General features: G+C 69.2%; 12 protein-coding genes. 9 read left to right on the plus strand and 3 right to left on the minus strand.

The annotated features are described in order from the left end of the window. Window positions 1-93 precede the first annotated feature (93 nt). Entirely contained in the window at window positions 94-4,050 is a 3,957-nt protein-coding gene (gene eccCa / locus ACLJWH_RS23825; protein ID WP_411143759.1) for a type VII secretion protein EccCa, read from the minus strand. Between the two features lie 289 nt (window positions 4,051-4,339). Here eccCa and eccD point away from each other — a divergent pair, with 289 nt between their 5' ends. The 6 genes from eccD to ACLJWH_RS23855 all read left to right on the plus strand — a co-directional run bounded on the left by eccD (window position 4,340) and on the right by ACLJWH_RS23855 (window position 11,445). After that, entirely contained in the window at window positions 4,340-5,809 is a 1,470-nt protein-coding gene (gene eccD / locus ACLJWH_RS23830; RefSeq protein ID WP_411143760.1) for a type VII secretion integral membrane protein EccD, read from the plus strand. A 161-nt stretch (window positions 5,810-5,970) separates the two neighbouring features. Beyond that, window positions 5,971-6,258: a 30S ribosomal protein S15 gene (gene rpsO / locus ACLJWH_RS23835; protein ID WP_411143761.1), complete on the plus strand. Its 288-nt coding sequence runs from the start codon at window positions 5,971-5,973 to the stop codon at window positions 6,256-6,258. Between the two features lie 293 nt (window positions 6,259-6,551). Beyond that, a complete protein-coding gene (locus ACLJWH_RS23840) occupies window positions 6,552-8,768 on the plus strand; it encodes a polyribonucleotide nucleotidyltransferase (protein ID WP_411143762.1) in 2,217 nt (738 codons plus the stop codon). After that, window positions 8,765-10,144: a M16 family metallopeptidase gene (locus ACLJWH_RS23845; RefSeq protein ID WP_411143763.1), complete on the plus strand. Its 1,380-nt coding sequence runs from the start codon at window positions 8,765-8,767 to the stop codon at window positions 10,142-10,144. Before ACLJWH_RS23840 ends, ACLJWH_RS23845 begins: the two co-directional genes overlap by 4 nt. Window positions 10,145-10,221: 77 nt before the next feature. Continuing rightward, the gene (dapB, locus tag ACLJWH_RS23850) at window positions 10,222-10,977 is read left to right on the plus strand and encodes a 4-hydroxy-tetrahydrodipicolinate reductase (RefSeq protein WP_052861238.1); all 756 of its coding nucleotides are present in this window, start codon (window positions 10,222-10,224) and stop codon (window positions 10,975-10,977) included. Between the two features lie 15 nt (window positions 10,978-10,992). Then, window positions 10,993-11,445 carry a hypothetical protein gene (locus ACLJWH_RS23855; protein ID WP_397842175.1) on the plus strand — a complete coding sequence of 151 codons (453 nt, stop codon included), beginning with the start codon at window positions 10,993-10,995 and terminating at the stop codon, window positions 11,443-11,445. Window positions 11,446-11,593: 148 nt separating this feature from the next. Here the strand turns inward: ACLJWH_RS23855 and ACLJWH_RS23860 are convergent, their stop codons facing one another. Both ACLJWH_RS23860 and ACLJWH_RS23865 read right to left on the minus strand, forming a co-directional pair. Then, window positions 11,594-12,151, minus strand: coding sequence for a phage holin family protein (locus ACLJWH_RS23860; protein WP_411143764.1), 558 nt, complete (start codon window positions 12,149-12,151; stop codon window positions 11,594-11,596). Between the two features lie 102 nt (window positions 12,152-12,253). Further along, window positions 12,254-12,493, minus strand: a complete 240-nt coding sequence (locus tag ACLJWH_RS23865; RefSeq protein ID WP_381723214.1) for a hypothetical protein — start codon at window positions 12,491-12,493, stop codon at window positions 12,254-12,256. Window positions 12,494-12,724: 231 nt separating this feature from the next. On the opposite strand from ACLJWH_RS23865, the gene thyX reads away from it, so the two are divergent. The 3 genes from thyX to ACLJWH_RS23880 all read left to right on the plus strand — a co-directional run bounded on the left by thyX (window position 12,725) and on the right by ACLJWH_RS23880 (window position 16,370). After that, the gene (gene thyX, locus ACLJWH_RS23870) at window positions 12,725-13,474 is read left to right on the plus strand and encodes an FAD-dependent thymidylate synthase (protein WP_381723213.1); all 750 of its coding nucleotides are present in this window, start codon (window positions 12,725-12,727) and stop codon (window positions 13,472-13,474) included. Between the two features lie 198 nt (window positions 13,475-13,672). After that, complete coding sequence (dapA, locus tag ACLJWH_RS23875) at window positions 13,673-14,572, plus strand: 4-hydroxy-tetrahydrodipicolinate synthase (protein WP_411143765.1); 900 nt, start codon at window positions 13,673-13,675, stop codon at window positions 14,570-14,572. Between the two features lie 112 nt (window positions 14,573-14,684). Beyond that, window positions 14,685-16,370 (plus strand): ribonuclease J, encoded by a 1,686-nt coding sequence (locus tag ACLJWH_RS23880; protein WP_411143766.1) that lies wholly within the window; start codon window positions 14,685-14,687, stop codon window positions 16,368-16,370. Window positions 16,371-16,901: the final 531 nt, after the last annotated feature.

The following is a 16,901-nucleotide window of genomic DNA, read 5'->3' on the forward strand; positions in this document are numbered from 1 at the left end:
TCCGGCCCGCCGCCGCGACGGACACGAGAAACGGCGGTGGGGCGCGCCTTCCAGGAGGGACGCCCCACCGCCGCGGTGGGTCCGGACGGCCGGTCAGCGGCCGTTCGTCGGCAGCCAGCCCGTCTGGACCAGCTGCGCGCCACGCTTACGCGTGATGAAGTGCGCCCGGCCGGGCGTCAGCTTCTGCGCCTTGATGTTGCCCATCAGCGGGCCCTCACCCGGGTCACCGGAGAGGATCAGACCCTGCGCGCCGAGCTCCTTGGTGCGCTGCATCACCGGCTCGAACGAGGACCGGCCGGCCCCCGACGAGCTGCGCGCCAGGATCAGGCGCAGACCCAGGTCACGGGCGAACGGCAGGTACTCCAGCAGCGGCTGGAGCGGATTGCCGCTGCTGGTCGCCACCAGGTCGTAGTCGTCCACGATCACGAACGCGTCCGGCAGGTCGTACCAGCTGCGGTTGCGCAGCTGCTCCGGTGTGACGTCCGGGCCCGGCATCCGGCGGCCCAGCGAACCGGCCAGACCGCTGATGACCTCCTGCAACTGCGGCCCCGCGGCGCAGTACTTGTACACATGGCTCTCCGGGACCTCGCCGAGCAGCGCGCGACGGTAGTCGGAGACCACCATCAGCGCCTTCTCCTGCGGGTACCGCTCGGCGATCTGCCTCGTCAGCAGGCGCAGCAGCGAGGACTTGCCCGATTCGCTCTCGCCGTAGATGACCAGCAGCGGATCGGTCTCGAAGTCGATGAACGCCGGCGACAGCGTCGTCTCGTCGACCCCGATCGCGATGCCGTGCTCCGGGAAGTCGCTGCCCTTGGGCAGCTCGTTGACGTGCAGCAGCGTCGGCAGCATCCGCACCTTGGGGGCGGGCTCGCCCTGCCAGTGCTCGCTGACCGTCGCCACCAGATTCGCCATGCCGTCGCTGAGCGACTCCGTGTCGCTGATCCCGTCCAGGCGCGGCAGCGCGGCCAGGAAGTCCAGCTTCTCGGGGGACATCCCGCGGCCGGGCTTGCCCATCGGGACGTTCTCCGCGCGCTTGCGGTCGAACTCCGACTCCATCGGGTCGCCCAGGCGCAGCTCGACACGGTTGAGGAGCTGGTCACGCAGCGCGGGCCGTACCTCCGTGTACCGCGAGCCGCCGACGATGAGGTGGATACCGAAACCGAGACCGCGGCCGGCGATGTCCAGGATCACCGGGTCGAGCTGCTCGTAGTCGGTCTTGAACGTGCCCCAGCCGTCGATGACCAGGAAGACGTCGCCCCACTTCTGGTCGGGGAAGGCGCCCGCGGCCCGCCGCTGGCGGTAGGTCCCGATGGAGTCGATGGTGTTCGCGCGGAAGAACTCCTCACGCTCGTTGAGGATGCCGACGACCTCGGCGACCGTACGGCGCACCTTCTCCGCGTCCAGTCGCGAGGCGACGCCGCCGACGTGCGGCAGCCCCTCCAGGGCGAGCATGCCGCCGCCGCCGAAGTCCAGGCAGTAGAACTGCACTTCGGCCGGGGTGTGGGTCAGCGCGAACGCGGCGATGGCGGACCGGATCAGCGTCGACTTACCGGACTGCGGACCACCCACGACCAGGCCGTGACCGGCACCCGCGGAGAAGTCCAGGTACATCACGTCACGCCGCTGCTCGAACGGCTTGTCCACCAGCGCGACCGGCACCACGAGCTTGCCGAGCGCGGTGTACTCCGGTGCGTGCACGCCCCGCTCGGGGGTGACCGCGAGCGCCGGGAGCAGCTGGTTGACGGTCGGCGACTCGTCCAGCGGGGGCAGCCACACCTGGTGCGCCGGCGGGCCCTGCCCCTGCATCCGCTGCACGATGACGTCCAGCACCGTGTCGGCCAGCGCGTCGTCCTGCTGCGGTTCGGCCGGCTCGACAGGACCGGGATCCTCGATGATCTGCTCGACGACCGGGGCCGCCGTGAACGGCACCGGCTGCCGGTTCGTACGGCTGCCGCCCCCGCCCCCGCCGACGCCGGGCCCGCGGTAGGGCCCCGAGACATACGCGGCCTTGAACTGGACCATCGTCTCGGTGTCGTACTTGAGGATGCCGGAACCCGGGACGTTCGGCAGGTGGTACGCGTCCGGCACACCGATCGCGGTACGCGACTCGGCCGCGGAGAACGTCCGCAGACCCAGCCGGTACGAGAGGAACGTGTCCAGACCGCGCAGCTTGCCCTCCTCCAGACGCTGCGAGGCGAGCAGCATGTGCACACCCATCGACCGGCCGATCCGGCCGATCTGGATGAACATGTCGATGAAGTCGGGCTTGGCGGTCAGCAGCTCGGAGAACTCGTCGAGCACCATCACCAGCGACGGCAGCGGGTCCAGCGGGGCACCGGCGGCCCGCGCCTTCTCGTAGTCGGTGATGTTGGCGTAGTTGCCCGCCGAGCGCAGCAGTTCCTGACGGCGCTGGAGCTCACCGGTGATGGAGTCGCGCATGCGGTCGATCAGGCTGACGTCGTCGGCGAGGTTGGTGATCACCGCCGCGACGTGCGGCATCTCGGACATCCCGGTGAAGGTGGCGCCACCCTTGAAGTCCGCGAGGATGAAGTTGAGCGTCTCCGAGGAGTGGGTGACCGCGAGGGCGAGCACCAGGGTGCGCAGCACCTCCGACTTACCGGAACCGGTCGCACCGACACACAGACCGTGCGGGCCCATGCCCTCCTGCGAAGCCTCCTTGAGGTCGAGCATGACGGGCTGGCCGTCCTTGTCGACACCGATCGGCACCCGCAGCCGCTCGTGCAGCGTGCGCGGCCGCCACGTGCGCGACACATCGACGGAGCCGGCGTCGCCGATGTTCATCAGGTCCGTGAAGTCCAGGTTGGACAGCAGCGGCTCCTCGCCGTCCGCACCCGAACCGGCCCGCAGCGGCGCGAGCTGACGCGCCAGCGCCTCCGCCTCGGGGATCGACAGGGTGTCGCAGACGCCGTTGTAGACCGCGCCGCTCGCCGACTCCAGCACCAGCTTGCCCGGCCACACCTGCACGGCCAGACCGCCGCGGATCTCGTCCAGATCGCCCGGTACGACCTCAAGGATGGTGACGCCCTGAAGGCCCTCGGCCCCGGCGATCGCCGAGTCCATCGGCACCTCACCGGCGTCCAGCACGATCACCACATGCGGGGTGTCGCTCACCGGAACGCCCTGCGGGTTGAACCGCCCGCGGCCGTCCAGCTCGTCCGCCAGCAGCTCCTCTATCTCACCGAGGTCCCCGACGACCAGCCGGCGGGAGCCGGCGCCGTCCACGGACTTGTGCTGGACCTGCGGCAGCCACTTGGTCCACTCCCACTCCGCCTGCGCACCGGGCGAGGCGACGACCGCCACCACCAGGTCCTCGGGCGAGTGCAGCGTGCACAGCTGGGCGAGGATCGCGCGCGAGGTGCCGTAGACGGTGTCCGGGTCACCGGAGACCGTCAGGTGGTAGAAGGCGCGCAGCGAGACCGCCAGCGGCAGATTCTCCAGATGTCCGTGTTTGTCGAGGAACTCCTTCATCGCGTGCGCGGTGAGCGGTTCCAGCTCGTCGATCGGCGCGGTCTCCGGAGCCTTCAGCGGCGTGGCCAGCTGCTGCGGACCCAGCCCCAGCCGGACCTGGGCGAAGTCCGGATCGCTCGCCCGGCGCTCCCACACCCGCTTGCCCTCGGCCACGATCGACCACAGCTGGCCCGGCTCGGGGTGCGTGAACAGCTGGGCGTCGCGCTGCTTGCGGGCGGTGCGCCGTACCTCTTTCCGTTTCTGGGTAAGGTACTTGAGGTAGTCCTGGCGTTCCTGGAGCATTTGTCCGGAAGGCCCCTGCCGGGCCTTGACGATCTGTACGATCGCCATCGCCAGAGTGGACACCACCATGACGCCGCCCATGATCTTCATGAACGGCTGGCCGCCCATGAAGAGGAAGGCCGCCGACGACCCCATGCCCATCATGGGCATGAACATCATCAGCATGTTCTCCTGCTCGCCCTCGCGGGGGAGTTCCGGAGGCGCTTCCAGCATCACCTCCGCACCGGGAAGTTCGGGTGGCAGCGCGCGGGGCGGGCGCTTGACGATGACAACGCTCACCGAGGCATCAGTCCTTCATGCATCTCGCAGTCTCGGACCGCCCCCGTTGGTCTGACGGTCCCCCGAGCCAAGTCCTTGGCCCGACGCAGGCGTTGATCCTACTGTGAGTAGTCGAGTTTCGGGGTGGGTGGGGCAGCCGCCGAACCGGACGGTACGCTGACGCCCCGCGAACGCGCCCGGCCCTGCGACGAAGGCTCCACACGCGGCTCAGGAACGGCCCGTACAACGGCTCTCCATATATAGGGCGCGCACGCGAACAGAACACCCAACGGATAGGGGGAACCGCCAGGTGAGTACGAGCACAGGCACCGGCTTCTGCCGGGTCACCGTCGCCGCGCCGGACGCACGGATCGATGTGGCACTGCCGGAGGACGTCGCACTCGTCGACATTTATCCGGAGATCCTGCGGCTCTCCGGACAGTCCCAGGCGGAGGGCGCCCCCACCGGCTACCACCTGGTGCGCCGCGACGGCACCGTACTCGACGCCGGTCAGTCGCTCGCCCAGCAGCAGATCCTGGACGGCGACCTCCTCCTGCTGAAGCCGTTCGCCGAATCGCTGCCCCTCCCGGTCTTCGACGACGTCTCGGACGCCGTCGCCTCCGCGGTCAAGCGCAACCGCAACCGCTGGAGCGACGACCTCATGAACTTCGTCGGCCTCACTGCCGGCGTGCTGCTGCTCGTGATGATGGCGTTCGCGCTCTGGTTCTCCAATCCGGTCGACCGCGATATGCACCGGCTGCCCGGCATCATCGCGGGCGTCACCGGCATCGTCCTGGTCGCCCTGGCCGGCGTCCGCGCCCGGGTCTACGACGACCACGGCTCGTCCATCGCCCTGGGCCTCGCCGCCCTGCCGCATCTGCTGCTCGCCGGCTCCGGCATCTTCCCGGTGGAGGCCGGCTCCGGCCCCGGCCGGCTGCACCTCCTCGTCGGCTGCGTGACGGTACTGATCGCCTCCGTGCTCCTGGTGGTCCTGCTGCCGCGCGGCGACGCGCCCTTCGTCGCGGCCGCCTTCCTCTCCGCCATCGGCACCCTCGCGGTCTTCGCCGCGATCCTCACCGACGCCGCGCCCCGCGAGGTCGCCGCCGTCACCGCCGTCGTCGCCATCGCCCTGGTCGCCTGGCTGCCGGGACTCTCCGCGCGGTTCGCCCGGCTGCCCATCGGCTACAAGTCGCCCGACCAGATCGCCAAGGGCTCCTACGACGGCGACCGGTCCGGAGAGACCGAGTCGGTCGACTTCGTCAAGATCGGCAACCAGGCCCGCCGCGGCCACGAGCTGCTGCTCGGCCTCGTCGCCGGCTGCTCCGCCCTGGTCGTCGGCTCGGCCGGCGTGGTCCTGGGCTTCTCGGACAACGGCTGGGCCCAGCTGATGGCGCTGGCCGCGGGCATCACGATCATGCTCCGCGCCCGGCTCTTCGACTACACCGCGCAGGTCGCCTGCCTGACCATCGCCGGCATCCTCACGGTCGTCCTGCTCATCCTGGGCATCGCGCTGCACCCGCCGCTCGACATCTTCATCGAGCTCGGCAAGTTCGGTGACTCCGGTCCGCTGAACATCCGCACGGTCTGGTTCTCCGCCAGCATCGCGGCCGGCGCCGCCCTCCTGGTCGGCGTGGGCCTGATCGTCCCGCGCAAGGGCGTCACCCCTTTCTGGGGCCGGATCTTCGACATCTTCGACGGCCTGGTCCTGCTGTCCCTGGTGCCGCTGTGCCTGGCGGTCCTTGATGTGTACGCGACCGTGCGCGGCCTCACCGGCAATTAGCGACGGCCCCGCTCACTCCAATGGCGGCCCCCCGACCACCTGGTCGGGGGGCCGTTTCCAGCTGGTACTCTGGGCGACGGCCTTATCGAGTCATCAAAGATTCCCTGTGCGGCAAATCCAGGGGCGCTCAAGGGCCGAAACCACACACTGAGGAGTACCGCGTGTCGCTCGACGCCGCTACGAAGAAGCAGATCATGGCCGAGTTCGCCACCAAGGAGGGTGACACCGGTTCCCCCGAGGTTCAGGTGGCGATGCTCTCCCGCCGTATCTCGGACCTGACCGAGCACCTCAAGACCCACAAGCACGACCACCACTCCCGCCGGGGCCTGCTGCTGCTGGTCGGCCAGCGCCGCCGCCTGCTCCAGTACCTGGCGAAGAAGGACATCGTGCGCTTCCGTGCGCTGGTCGAGCGCCTCGGCATCCGCCGCGGCGCGGCGGGCGCCAAGTAAGACGCCGTAAAGGGAGCGGTTCCCACCGGGGGCCGCTCCCTTTGCCGTACGTACCGGACGCTTCCACCATCACGAGGTGGACGGAAGCTTTGTAGTCTGGTGCCATATCGCAAAAGCGAATGGGTGGAGCGCTTCCTGGCCGCCGGTCCTCGGTAGTGGCCCCCGGGTGGCTCATGGACGACACCATGCGGCATCACACCGGGTGCTTCGATCGAAGACCGGCCCGCACGGCGCTCCGCCGCAGACGGTCCGCCGCCACACGGGCGGCGGACGCAGACGAGGAGATATTCCTGGTGGAGAACGAGACCCACTACGCCGAAGCCGTGATCGACAACGGCTCCTTCGGCACTCGCACCATCCGCTTCGAGACGGGCCGCCTGGCCAAGCAGGCCGCCGGCTCCGCCGTGGCGTACCTGGACGACGACACCATGGTGCTGTCGGCCACCACCGCTTCCAAGAACCCGAAGGACCAGCTGGACTTCTTCCCGCTGACCGTCGACGTCGAGGAGCGGATGTACGCAGCCGGGAAGATCCCCGGTTCCTTCTTCCGCCGTGAGGGCCGTCCCTCCGAGGACGCCATCCTGACCTGCCGGCTCATCGACCGGCCGCTGCGCCCCTCCTTCAAGAAGGGCCTGCGCAACGAGATCCAGATCGTCGAGACGATCATGGCGCTCAACCCCGACCACCTCTACGACGTGGTCGCCATCAACGCCGCCTCCTGCTCCACGCAGCTGGCCGGCCTGCCCTTCTCCGGCCCGGTCGGCGGCACCCGTGTCGCGCTGATCAACGGCCAGTGGGTGGCGTTCCCGACCCACACCGAGCTGGAGAACGCCGTCTTCGACATGGTCGTGGCCGGCCGGGTGCTGCCCGACGGCGACGTCGCGATCATGATGGTCGAGGCCGAGGCCACCGAGAAGACCATCCAGCTGGTCAAGGACGGTGCCGAGGCGCCGACCGAAGAGGTCGTGGCCGCCGGTCTGGAAGCCGCCAAGCCCTTCATCAAGGTGCTCTGCAAGGCCCAGGCCGACCTCGCCGCCAAGGCCGCGAAGCCGACCGGCGAGTTCCCGGTCTTCCTCGACTTCCAGGACGACGTCCTGGAGGCGCTGACCGCCGCCGTCAAGGGCGAGCTCGCCCAGGCGCTGACCATCGCCGGCAAGCAGGACCGCGAGGCCGAGCTGGACCGCGTCAAGGCGCTGGCCGCCGAGAAGCTGCTGCCGCAGTTCGAGGGCCGCGAGCGCGAGATCTCCGCCGCCTACCGCGCGCTGACCAAGTCCCTGGTGCGCGAGCGCGTCATCAAGGACAAGGTCCGCATCGACGGCCGCGGCGTCACGGACATCCGTACGCTCGCCGCCGAGGTCGAGGCGATCCCGCGGGTGCACGGCTCCGCCCTGTTCGAGCGTGGCGAGACCCAGATCCTGGGCGTCACCACCCTCAACATGCTCCGCATGGAGCAGCAGCTGGACACCCTCTCCCCGGTGACCCGCAAGCGCTACATGCACAACTACAACTTCCCGCCGTACTCGGTCGGCGAGACCGGCCGCGTGGGCTCGCCCAAGCGCCGCGAGATCGGCCACGGCGCGCTGGCCGAGCGCGCCATCGTGCCGGTGCTGCCGACCCGCGAGGAGTTCCCCTACGCGATCCGCCAGGTCTCCGAGGCGCTGGGCTCCAACGGCTCGACGTCCATGGGTTCCGTCTGCGCCTCCACCATGTCGCTGCTGAACGCCGGTGTGCCCCTCAAGGCCCCGGTCGCCGGTATCGCCATGGGCCTGATCTCCCAGGAGATCGACGGCCAGACGCACTACGTCGCCCTCACCGACATCCTCGGTGCGGAGGACGCCTTCGGCGACATGGACTTCAAGGTCGCCGGCACCAAGCAGTTCGTCACCGCGCTCCAGCTCGACACCAAGCTCGACGGCATCCCCGCCTCGGTCCTGGCCGCCGCGCTGAAGCAGGCCCGCGACGCCCGTCTGCACATCCTCGATGTGATGAACGAGGCCATCGACGTGCCGGACGAGATGTCCCCGAACGCCCCGCGGATCATCACCGTCAAGATCCCGGTGGACAAGATCGGTGAGGTCATCGGCCCCAAGGGCAAGATGATCAACCAGATCCAGGAGGACACCGGCGCCGACATCACGATCGAGGACGACGGCACCATCTACATCGGTGCCGCCGACGGCCCGGCCGCCGAGGCCGCCCGCGCCACGATCAACGGCATCGCCAACCCGACCATGCCGGAGGTCGGCGAGCGCTACCTGGGCACGGTCGTCAAGACCACCACCTTCGGTGCGTTCGTGTCCCTGCTCCCGGGCAAGGACGGCCTGCTGCACATCTCGCAGATCCGCAAGCTCGCCGGTGGCAAGCGCGTGGAGAACGTCGAGGACGTGCTCGCGGTCGGCGCCAAGGTGCAGGTCGAGATCGCTGAGATCGACCAGCGCGGCAAGCTCTCCCTGATCCCCGTGATCGAGGGCGAGGACGGCGACGACCAGAAGGACGACACCGCCAAGTGACGTCCCGTACCCACCGTGCGACGGCCCGCCCCTCTTCGGAGGGGCGGGCCGTCGCCCGTACCCAAACGCTTCTCAAGGGCACCGCGGGTGCCGGTACGGTCCGCAGGACGACCCTTCCGGGCGGCCTGCGCATCGTCACCGAGACACTGCCGTCGGTCCGCTCGGTCACCTTCGGGATCTGGGCGCACGTCGGCTCCCGCGACGAGACCCCGTCCCTCAACGGCGCCACGCACTACCTGGAGCACCTGCTCTTCAAGGGCACCGAGCGGCGCAGCGCACTGGACATCTCCGCCGCCATCGACGCGGTCGGCGGCGAGATGAACGCCTTCACCGCGAAGGAGTACACCTGCTACTACGCGCGGGTGCTGGACAGCGATCTGCCGCTCGCCATCGACGTGGTGTGCGACATGCTCACCGGCTCGCTGATCGAGGCCGAGGACGTCGACGCCGAGCGCAATGTCGTCCTCGAAGAGATCGCGATGACCGAGGACGACCCGGGCGACTGCGTGCACGACCTGTTCACGCACACCATGCTCGGGGACACCCCGCTCGGCCGCCCGGTCCTGGGCACCGTCGACACGGTCAACGCCCTCACCCCCGAGCGCATCCGCCGCTTCTACAAGAAGCACTACGACCCGACGCACCTCGTCGTCACGGCCGCGGGCAACGTCGACCACGCCAAGGTCGTCCGGCTCGTCCGCCGCGCCTTCGAGCAGGCCGGTGCCCTGGACGGCTCCGCCGCCACCCCGGTCGCCCCGCGCGCCGGCGCCCGCACCATCCGTACCGCCGGCGCCGTGGAACTCCTCAACCGCAAGACCGAACAGGCCCATGTCATCCTCGGGATGCCCGGCATGGCCCGTACGGACGACCGGCGGTGGGCGATGAGCGTGCTGAACAGCGCCCTGGGCGGCGGGATGAGCTCCCGCCTCTTCCAGGAGGTCCGCGAGAAGCGCGGCCTGGCCTACAGCGTGTACTCGTACACCTCGGGCTTCGCCGACTGCGGGCTGTTCGGCGTGTACGCGGGCTGCCGCCCCGGCCAGGTCCACGACGTGCTCGGCATCTGCCGCGAGGAACTCGACAAGGTGGCGGCCGACGGCCTCACCGACGACGAGATCCGCCGCGCGATCGGCCAGCTCCGCGGCTCCATGGTCCTCGGCCTGGAGGACACCGGCGCGCTGATGCACCGCATCGGCAAGAGCGAGCTGTGCTGGGGCGAGCAGATGTCGGTCGACGAGATGCTCGACCGGATCGCCGCGGTGACCCCGGACGAGGTGCGCGAGGTGGCCCGCGATGTACTGGGCGGACGGCCCTCGCTGTCCGTCATCGGTCCGCTCAAGGACCGGCAGGCCGACCGCCTCCGGGAGACGGTGGCCTGAGGGCGGGCAACGGCGGCACCGGGCGGCTGGTGCCCGGTGCCGCGAGCAGGAAGACCGGAAACGAGGAGAGTAGCGAGATGAGCAGCAAGCTGCGGGTGGCGGTGCTGGGCGCCCACGGACGCATCGGCTCCGAGGCCGTACGCGCCGTCGAGGCAGCCGAGGACATGGAGCTGGTGGCCGCCCTGGACCGGGACAGCGCGCTCGACGAGCTGACTGCGTCGGGCACCCAGGTCGCCGTCGACCTGACCCACCCCGACTCGGTGATGGGCAACCTCGCCTTCTGCCTGGCCCACGGCATCCACGGGGTCGTCGGCACCACCGGCTGGACCGAGGAGCGCCTCGCGACGCTGCGCGAGCAGCTCGCCGCGTCCCCCGCCACGGGTCTGCTGATCGCGCCGAACTTCTCCCTCGGCGCGGTGCTGACCATGCGGTTCGCCCAGCAGGCGGCCCGCTTCTTCGAATCGGCCGAGGTCATCGAGCTGCACCACCCGAACAAGGCGGACGCCCCGTCCGGTACGGCGGCCCGTACGGCGCATCTGATCGCCGAGGCCCGCGCGGCGGCCGGCAGCCCGGCCCAGCCGGACGCCACCAGCACGGCGCTGGACGGCGCCCGCGGTGCGGACGTCGACGGCATCCCGGTCCACTCCGTACGGCTGCGCGGGCTGCTCGCGCACCAGGAGGTGCTGTTCGGCGGGGTGGGGGAGACCCTCACCATCCGCCACGACTCCCTGCACCACAGCAGCTTCATGCCGGGCATCCTGCTCGGCGTGCGCCGCGTGGTGACCACTCCGGGCCTGACAGTGGGCCTGGAAAACTTCCTCGACCTGGGCTGACGGGCAGATCCGACCGTGCGCGCAAAGATCACCTATTTCGCCCTCGCGGCGGTGCTGGTCGTCTACTTCGTCCTCGTCGGCAGCCGCGGAGTCCTGCTCATCGAGCAGGGCACCGTGCTCACCGTCGCCTTCGGAGTCGCCGTCCTGATCCTGCCGTTCATCGGCCTCTGGTTCCTCTGGCACACCACCCAGTTCGCCCGCAAGGCCGGCATCCTGGCGCGCGAACTGGAGGCCGAGGGCGGGCTGCCGGTCGACGAGCTGCGGCGTACCCCCGGCGGCCGGATCGACCGGGACTCGGCCGACGAGGTCTTCGCCAAGCGGCAGGCCGAGACGGAGGACGCGCCCGGCGACTGGCGTACGTGGTTCCGGCTCGCGGTCGCCTACCACGACGCCCGCGACACCCCGCGCGCCCGCAAGGCCATGCAGCGCGCGATCGCCCTGCACGACAACGGGCCCGTACGGACCTGAATCCGTACGGGCCCGCTCCGGCGCCGCCCCCGGGACGATCGCGGCGTCCGGTCCCGGCCCGCGACGTCCCGCCGGACGGCGCCGTTCTCCGCTCCCTGGTTCTCTGGGTTCTCTGGGTTCTCTGGGTTCTCTGGGGGTTTTCCGCTTCCTACGGCCGGTACTCCGCCGCCCACGCCTCCAGCACGTCCGCGGCCCGCTCGAACGCCTCCGGACGGGACAGGAAGTCGCCGTTGTGGTCGGTGACCTGTACCCGCAGCGGCTCGCCCTGCACCCGGTGGATGATCAGGGCCTGCCCCTGCACGGTCCGCGGCAGCCCCAGCCAGCGCACCGGCTGCTGGACGGTACGGACCGCGGCGATGGCGCGCCACGGCTCCGTCGTCGTACGGAGCAGCCCGACCTGCCGCAGGCCGCTCGCGCTCACCCACACACCTATCCGCAGCAGTCGCACCGCGAAGGCGATCACGAGCGCCGCCACCGCCAGACAGCCCAGTGCCCCGGGCAGCGAGCCGGCCAGCGCGATGATCACCGCGGAGAGCATCACGAACGAGGCGAGCAGCAAAAACACCGCCGCCGCCCCTACCCGCCATGGTCCTGGGCGGTAGGGACGGCGCCATTGGTCGGGCTCGTCATGGGGCAGCGGAGTCGATTCCGCCGCACGGTGGTCGAAGTCAAGATCGCGGTCGGCCGTCAAAAAGGGCAGGGGCACGGCTGATCCTCACTTACGGTCACTCTGTCGAAAGCTGTGACCGGTGAGGCTATCGGGACTCGCGGGGCGGAACCACTCGGCGGCTCCTCCCGCTCGGCCCGTTCAGCGGTGCGCGGCCTCGGACTGCTGCACCCGGTTCGTACCGGAGCTGTCCTGCTGAAGCGCCGGAACCCCGAACAGCAGGGCGCCGGCCAGGCCGCCCACCACCGTCAGGGTGATCATCGACTGCCCCACGAGCTGCGCACGGGACGCACGCTCGCGCGGCGGGGGATTGACATTGCTGCGGAACCGGTCTGCCTCGGCAACGAAGGCGAACGGGACGGGCTCTCGCCGGCGGAACATGAGCGGGCTCTCCTAGGAACCTCGAAGTGGGCACTGTCACAGGGTTAGACGTCTAAGTCGTCCGTTTGGTGCCCGTTTTCAGTGACTTCTGTGAAAAATATCAACCGCCGTTCCACTCCTGGACACCGGGGTCCGTTTTGTGCCCTACGCGGCATCACGCCGCATTTCCTGGAGTGTCAGTGGCGGGTCGTAGGCTGGGCGCTCACGAGGATCGAACGGAAGGAACCGCCGGTGTCCCACACACCCGCCGAGAGCGCCGAGAGCGCAGCCGCCAGTTTCCGGAGCGAGGTGACGGTCGAACTGGTCAAGCACAGCGCGGCGGACAGCGACGTCCTGTGGGCGGCCCGCGTCTCCACGGCCGGCGAGCAGTCCCTGGAGGAGCTCCAGAAGGACCCGGAGCGCTCCAAGGGCCTGATCAACTACCTCATGCGGGACCGGCACGGCAGCCCCTTCGAGCACAACTCGATGACCTTCTTCATCAGCGCGCCGATCTTCGTCTTCCGCGAGTTCATGCGCCACCGCGTCGGCTGGTCGTACAACGAGGAGTCCGGCCGCTACCGCCAGCTGGAGCCGGTCTTCTACGTCCCCGGCGAGTCCCGCAAGCTGGTCCAGCAGGGACGACCCGGGAAGTACGAATTCGTCGAGGGCACCCAGGCCCAGCACGAGCTCACCGGCCGGGTCATGGAGGACACCTACCGCCGGGCGTACGACGCGTATCTGGAGATGCTCGCCGCCGGTGTCGCCCGCGAGGTCGCCCGCGCGGTGCTCCCCGTCGGCCTGTACTCCTCCATGTACGCGACCTGCAACGCCCGTTCCCTGATGCACTTCCTGGGCCTGCGCACCCAGCACGAGCTGGCGGCCGTGCCGTCGTTCCCGCAGCGCGAGATCGAAATGGTCGGCGAGCAGATGGAGGCCCACTGGGCCAAGCTCATGCCGCTCACGTACGGCGCATTCAACGCCAACGGCCGCGTCGCTCCGTAAATCGCCAGGCGGCGGGCCGGATACCGCAGCGCGCTGCACGGCCATGCGAAGTGTCCGGATTGCGGCATTTTACGAATTTCATCTACGCTGAATAAACGGACCCGGCACTGCTTGAACCCCCGAGCAGGCAGTGCCGGAGTCCACCTCCCTGCTCCCCGGAGGCGCATCCGGCGGTGAGCTACGAGTAGCGTGGGTGCCATGGCTCCGACTTCCACACCGCAAACGCCCTTCGGGCGGGTACTGACCGCCATGGTCACGCCGTTCACGGCGGATGGCGCCCTCGACCTCGACGGCGCGCAGCGGCTCGCCACCCACCTGGTGGACGCCGGCAACGACGGCCTTGTCGTCAACGGCACCACCGGAGAGTCCCCGACCACCAGCGACGCGGAGAAAGCGCAGCTCGTACGCGCCGTGGTGGACGCTGTCGGAGACCGCGCCTTTGTCGTAGCCGGAGCCGGCACCAACGACACCCGGCACAGCCTGGAACTCGCCCGCGCCGCCCGGGACGCCGGGGCACACGGCCTGCTCGCGGTGACGCCCTACTACAGCAAGCCGCCGCAGGAAGGGCTCTTCCAGCACTTCACGGCCATCGCGGACGCCACCGAGCTGCCCGTCATGCTCTACGACATCCCCGGCCGCAGCGGTGTCCCGATCAACACCGAGACCATGGTCCGGCTCGCCGAGCACCCGCGGATCGTCGCCAACAAGGACGCCAAGGGCGACCTCGGACGCGCCAGCTGGGCGATCGCCCGCTCCGGTCTCGCCTGGTACAGCGGCGACGACATGCTCAACCTCCCGCTGCTCTCGGTCGGCGCCGTAGGTTTCGTCTCGGTCGTCGGCCATGTCGTCACCCCCGAGCTGAGCGCCCTGCTGGACGCCCACCTCAATGGCGACGTCACCAAGGCCACCGAGATCCACCAGAAGCTGCTGCCGGTCTTCACCGGCATGTTCCGTACCCAGGGCGTCATCACCACCAAGGCCGCGCTCGCGCTCCAGGGACTGCCCGCCGGGCCGCTCCGCCTGCCCCTGGTGGAGCTCGCCCCGGAGGAGACGGAACAGCTCAGGCGAGATCTCGCCGCCGGCGGGGTACAGCTGTAACCACAGACTTCACAACTGAACACGGACAAACAACCGCCACACAGCAAGTGCACGAATGTCATGCGCGCCACGAGCCGAGTCGGCACGTGGCGCGCATGGTGAGGAGAGTCTTTTGAGTCATCCCCATCCCGAGCTCGGCCGTCCGCCGAAGCTCCCCAAGGGCGGCCTGCGGGTCACCCCCCTCGGCGGCCTGGGTGAAATCGGCCGCAACATGACGGTCTTCGAATACGGCGGCCGGTTGCTGATCGTCGACTGCGGAGTGCTTTTCCCCGAGGAGGAGCAGCCCGGAATCGACCTGATCCTGCCGGACTTCACGTCCATCAGGGACCGCCTCGACGACATCGACGGCATCGTGCTCACGCACGGCCACGAAGACCACATCGGTGGTGTCCCGTTCCTCCTGCGGGAGAAGCCGGACATCCCCCTCATCGGCTCCAAGCTGACCCTCGCGCTCATCGAGGCCAAGCTCCAGGAGCACCGCATCCGCCCGTACACCCTCGAGGTCAAGGAGGGGCACACCGAGCGCATCGGCCCCTTCGACTGCGAGTTCGTGGCGGTCAACCACTCCATCCCGGACGCCCTCGCGGTGGCCATCCGCACTCCCGCGGGCATGGTCGTGCACACCGGCGACTTCAAGATGGACCAGCTGCCGCTGGACCGCCGGCTCACCGACCTGCGCGCCTTCGCGAGGCTCGGGGAGGAGGGCATCGACCTCCTCCTCTCCGACTCCACGAACGCCGAGGTCCCGGGCTTCGTCCCGCCCGAGCGCGATATCTCCAACGTGCTGCGCCAGGTGTTCGCGAATGCCCAGAAGCGCATCATCGTGGCGAGCTTCGCCAGCCATGTGCACCGCATCCAGCAGATCCTCGACGCGGCACACGAATACGGCCGCCGGGTCGCCTTCGTCGGCCGTTCGATGGTCCGCAACATGGGTATCGCCCGTGAGCTGGGCTATCTCAAGGTCCCGGCCGGCCTGGTCGTCGACGTGAAGACGCTCGACGACCTCCCCGACGACGAGGTCGTGCTGGTCTGCACGGGCTCGCAGGGCGAGCCGATGGCCGCGCTCTCCCGGATGGCCAACCGCGATCACCAGATCCGGATCGTCCCGGGCGACACGGTCATCCTGGCCTCGTCCCTCATCCCGGGTAACGAGAACGCGGTCTACCGCGTGATCAACGGCCTGACCAGGTGGGGCGCGGACGTCGTCCACAAGGGCAACGCCAAGGTCCACGTCTCGGGCCACGCCTCGGCCGGCGAGCTGCTGTACTTCTACAACATCTGCAAGCCGAAGAACCTGATGCCGGTGCACGGCGAATGGCGCCATCTGCGCGCCAACGCCGAACTGGGCGCCCTGACGGGGGTGCCGAAGGACCGGATCGTGATCGCCGAGGACGGCGTCGTGGTCGACCTGGTCAAGGGCGTCGCCAAGATCGTCGGCAAGGTCCAGGCGGGCTATGTCTACGTCGACGGCCTCTCGGTCGGCGATGTCACGGAGGCCCACCTGAAGGACCGCCGCATCCTGGGTGACGAAGGCATCATCTCGGTCTTCGTCGTCGTGGACAGCACCACCGGCAAGATCGTCGGCGGCCCGCACCTCCAGGCCCGCGGCTCCGGCATCGACGACGCGGCCTTCTCCGCGGTCATCCCCAAGATCGACGAGGCCCTGGCCAAGTCGGCCCAGGACGGCATCGCGGAGCCCCACCAGCTCCAGCAGCTGGTCCGCCGCTCGGTCGGCAAGTGGGTGTCGGACAACTACCGCCGCCGCCCGATGATCCTTCCCGTGGTCGTCGAGGTCTGACGCACAGGGTCGTACGCACGTGCCCAAGCGGAGCGGGGCGCCCGGATTTGCATCCAGGCGCCCCGCTCCAGTAGGTTTACGGCTCCGCCCGAACGGGAACCGCAGCACGCTTCTGCGTCCGCAGGTTTTACCGAAAGGGACGGAAAATCCGGCCCAGAGAAATCTGATAGCGTCGGATCAGCCGAAAGGCAAAGCCCCTCCGACGGGTAATCGGAACCGAATTCGAACCGGAAACGGAACGGGCCGGGTCTGATAGAGTCGGAAAGGCCGGAAAGCGAAAGCGGGAAGGCCGACCCCGATCTCACAGGGGGCCGGATGCGGAAACGGATCTGGTACGGTGGGAAAGCGAAGAAGCCGGAAGGCGGAATCGCAGACCGGCGGAAATCGGGTCCGGAAGGATCTGATAGAGTCGGAAACGCAAGACCGAAGGGAAGCGCCCGGAGGGCCTGGTGAAACAGGCGCAAAGGAAGCGTCCGTTCCTTGAGAACTCAACAGCGTGCCAAAAGTCAACGCCAGATATGTTGATACCCC

The sequence above is a fragment of the Streptomyces sp. x-80 genome (assembly GCF_046549095.1).
GTDB classification, from domain to species: Bacteria; Actinomycetota; Actinomycetes; order Streptomycetales; family Streptomycetaceae; genus Streptomyces; species Streptomyces celluloflavus.

Excerpts from the sequence above, each read along its gene's own strand:
- dapB (WP_052861238.1), top strand. The coding sequence starts at position 10,222 with ATGAGCAGCAAGCTGCGGGTGGCGGTGCTGGGCGCCCACGGACGCATC.
- ACLJWH_RS23865 (WP_381723214.1), bottom strand. The coding sequence starts at position 12,493 with ATGTTCCGCCGGCGAGAGCCCGTCCCGTTCGCCTTCGTTGCCGAGGCA.
- dapA (WP_411143765.1), top strand. The coding sequence starts at position 13,673 with ATGGCTCCGACTTCCACACCGCAAACGCCCTTCGGGCGGGTACTGACC.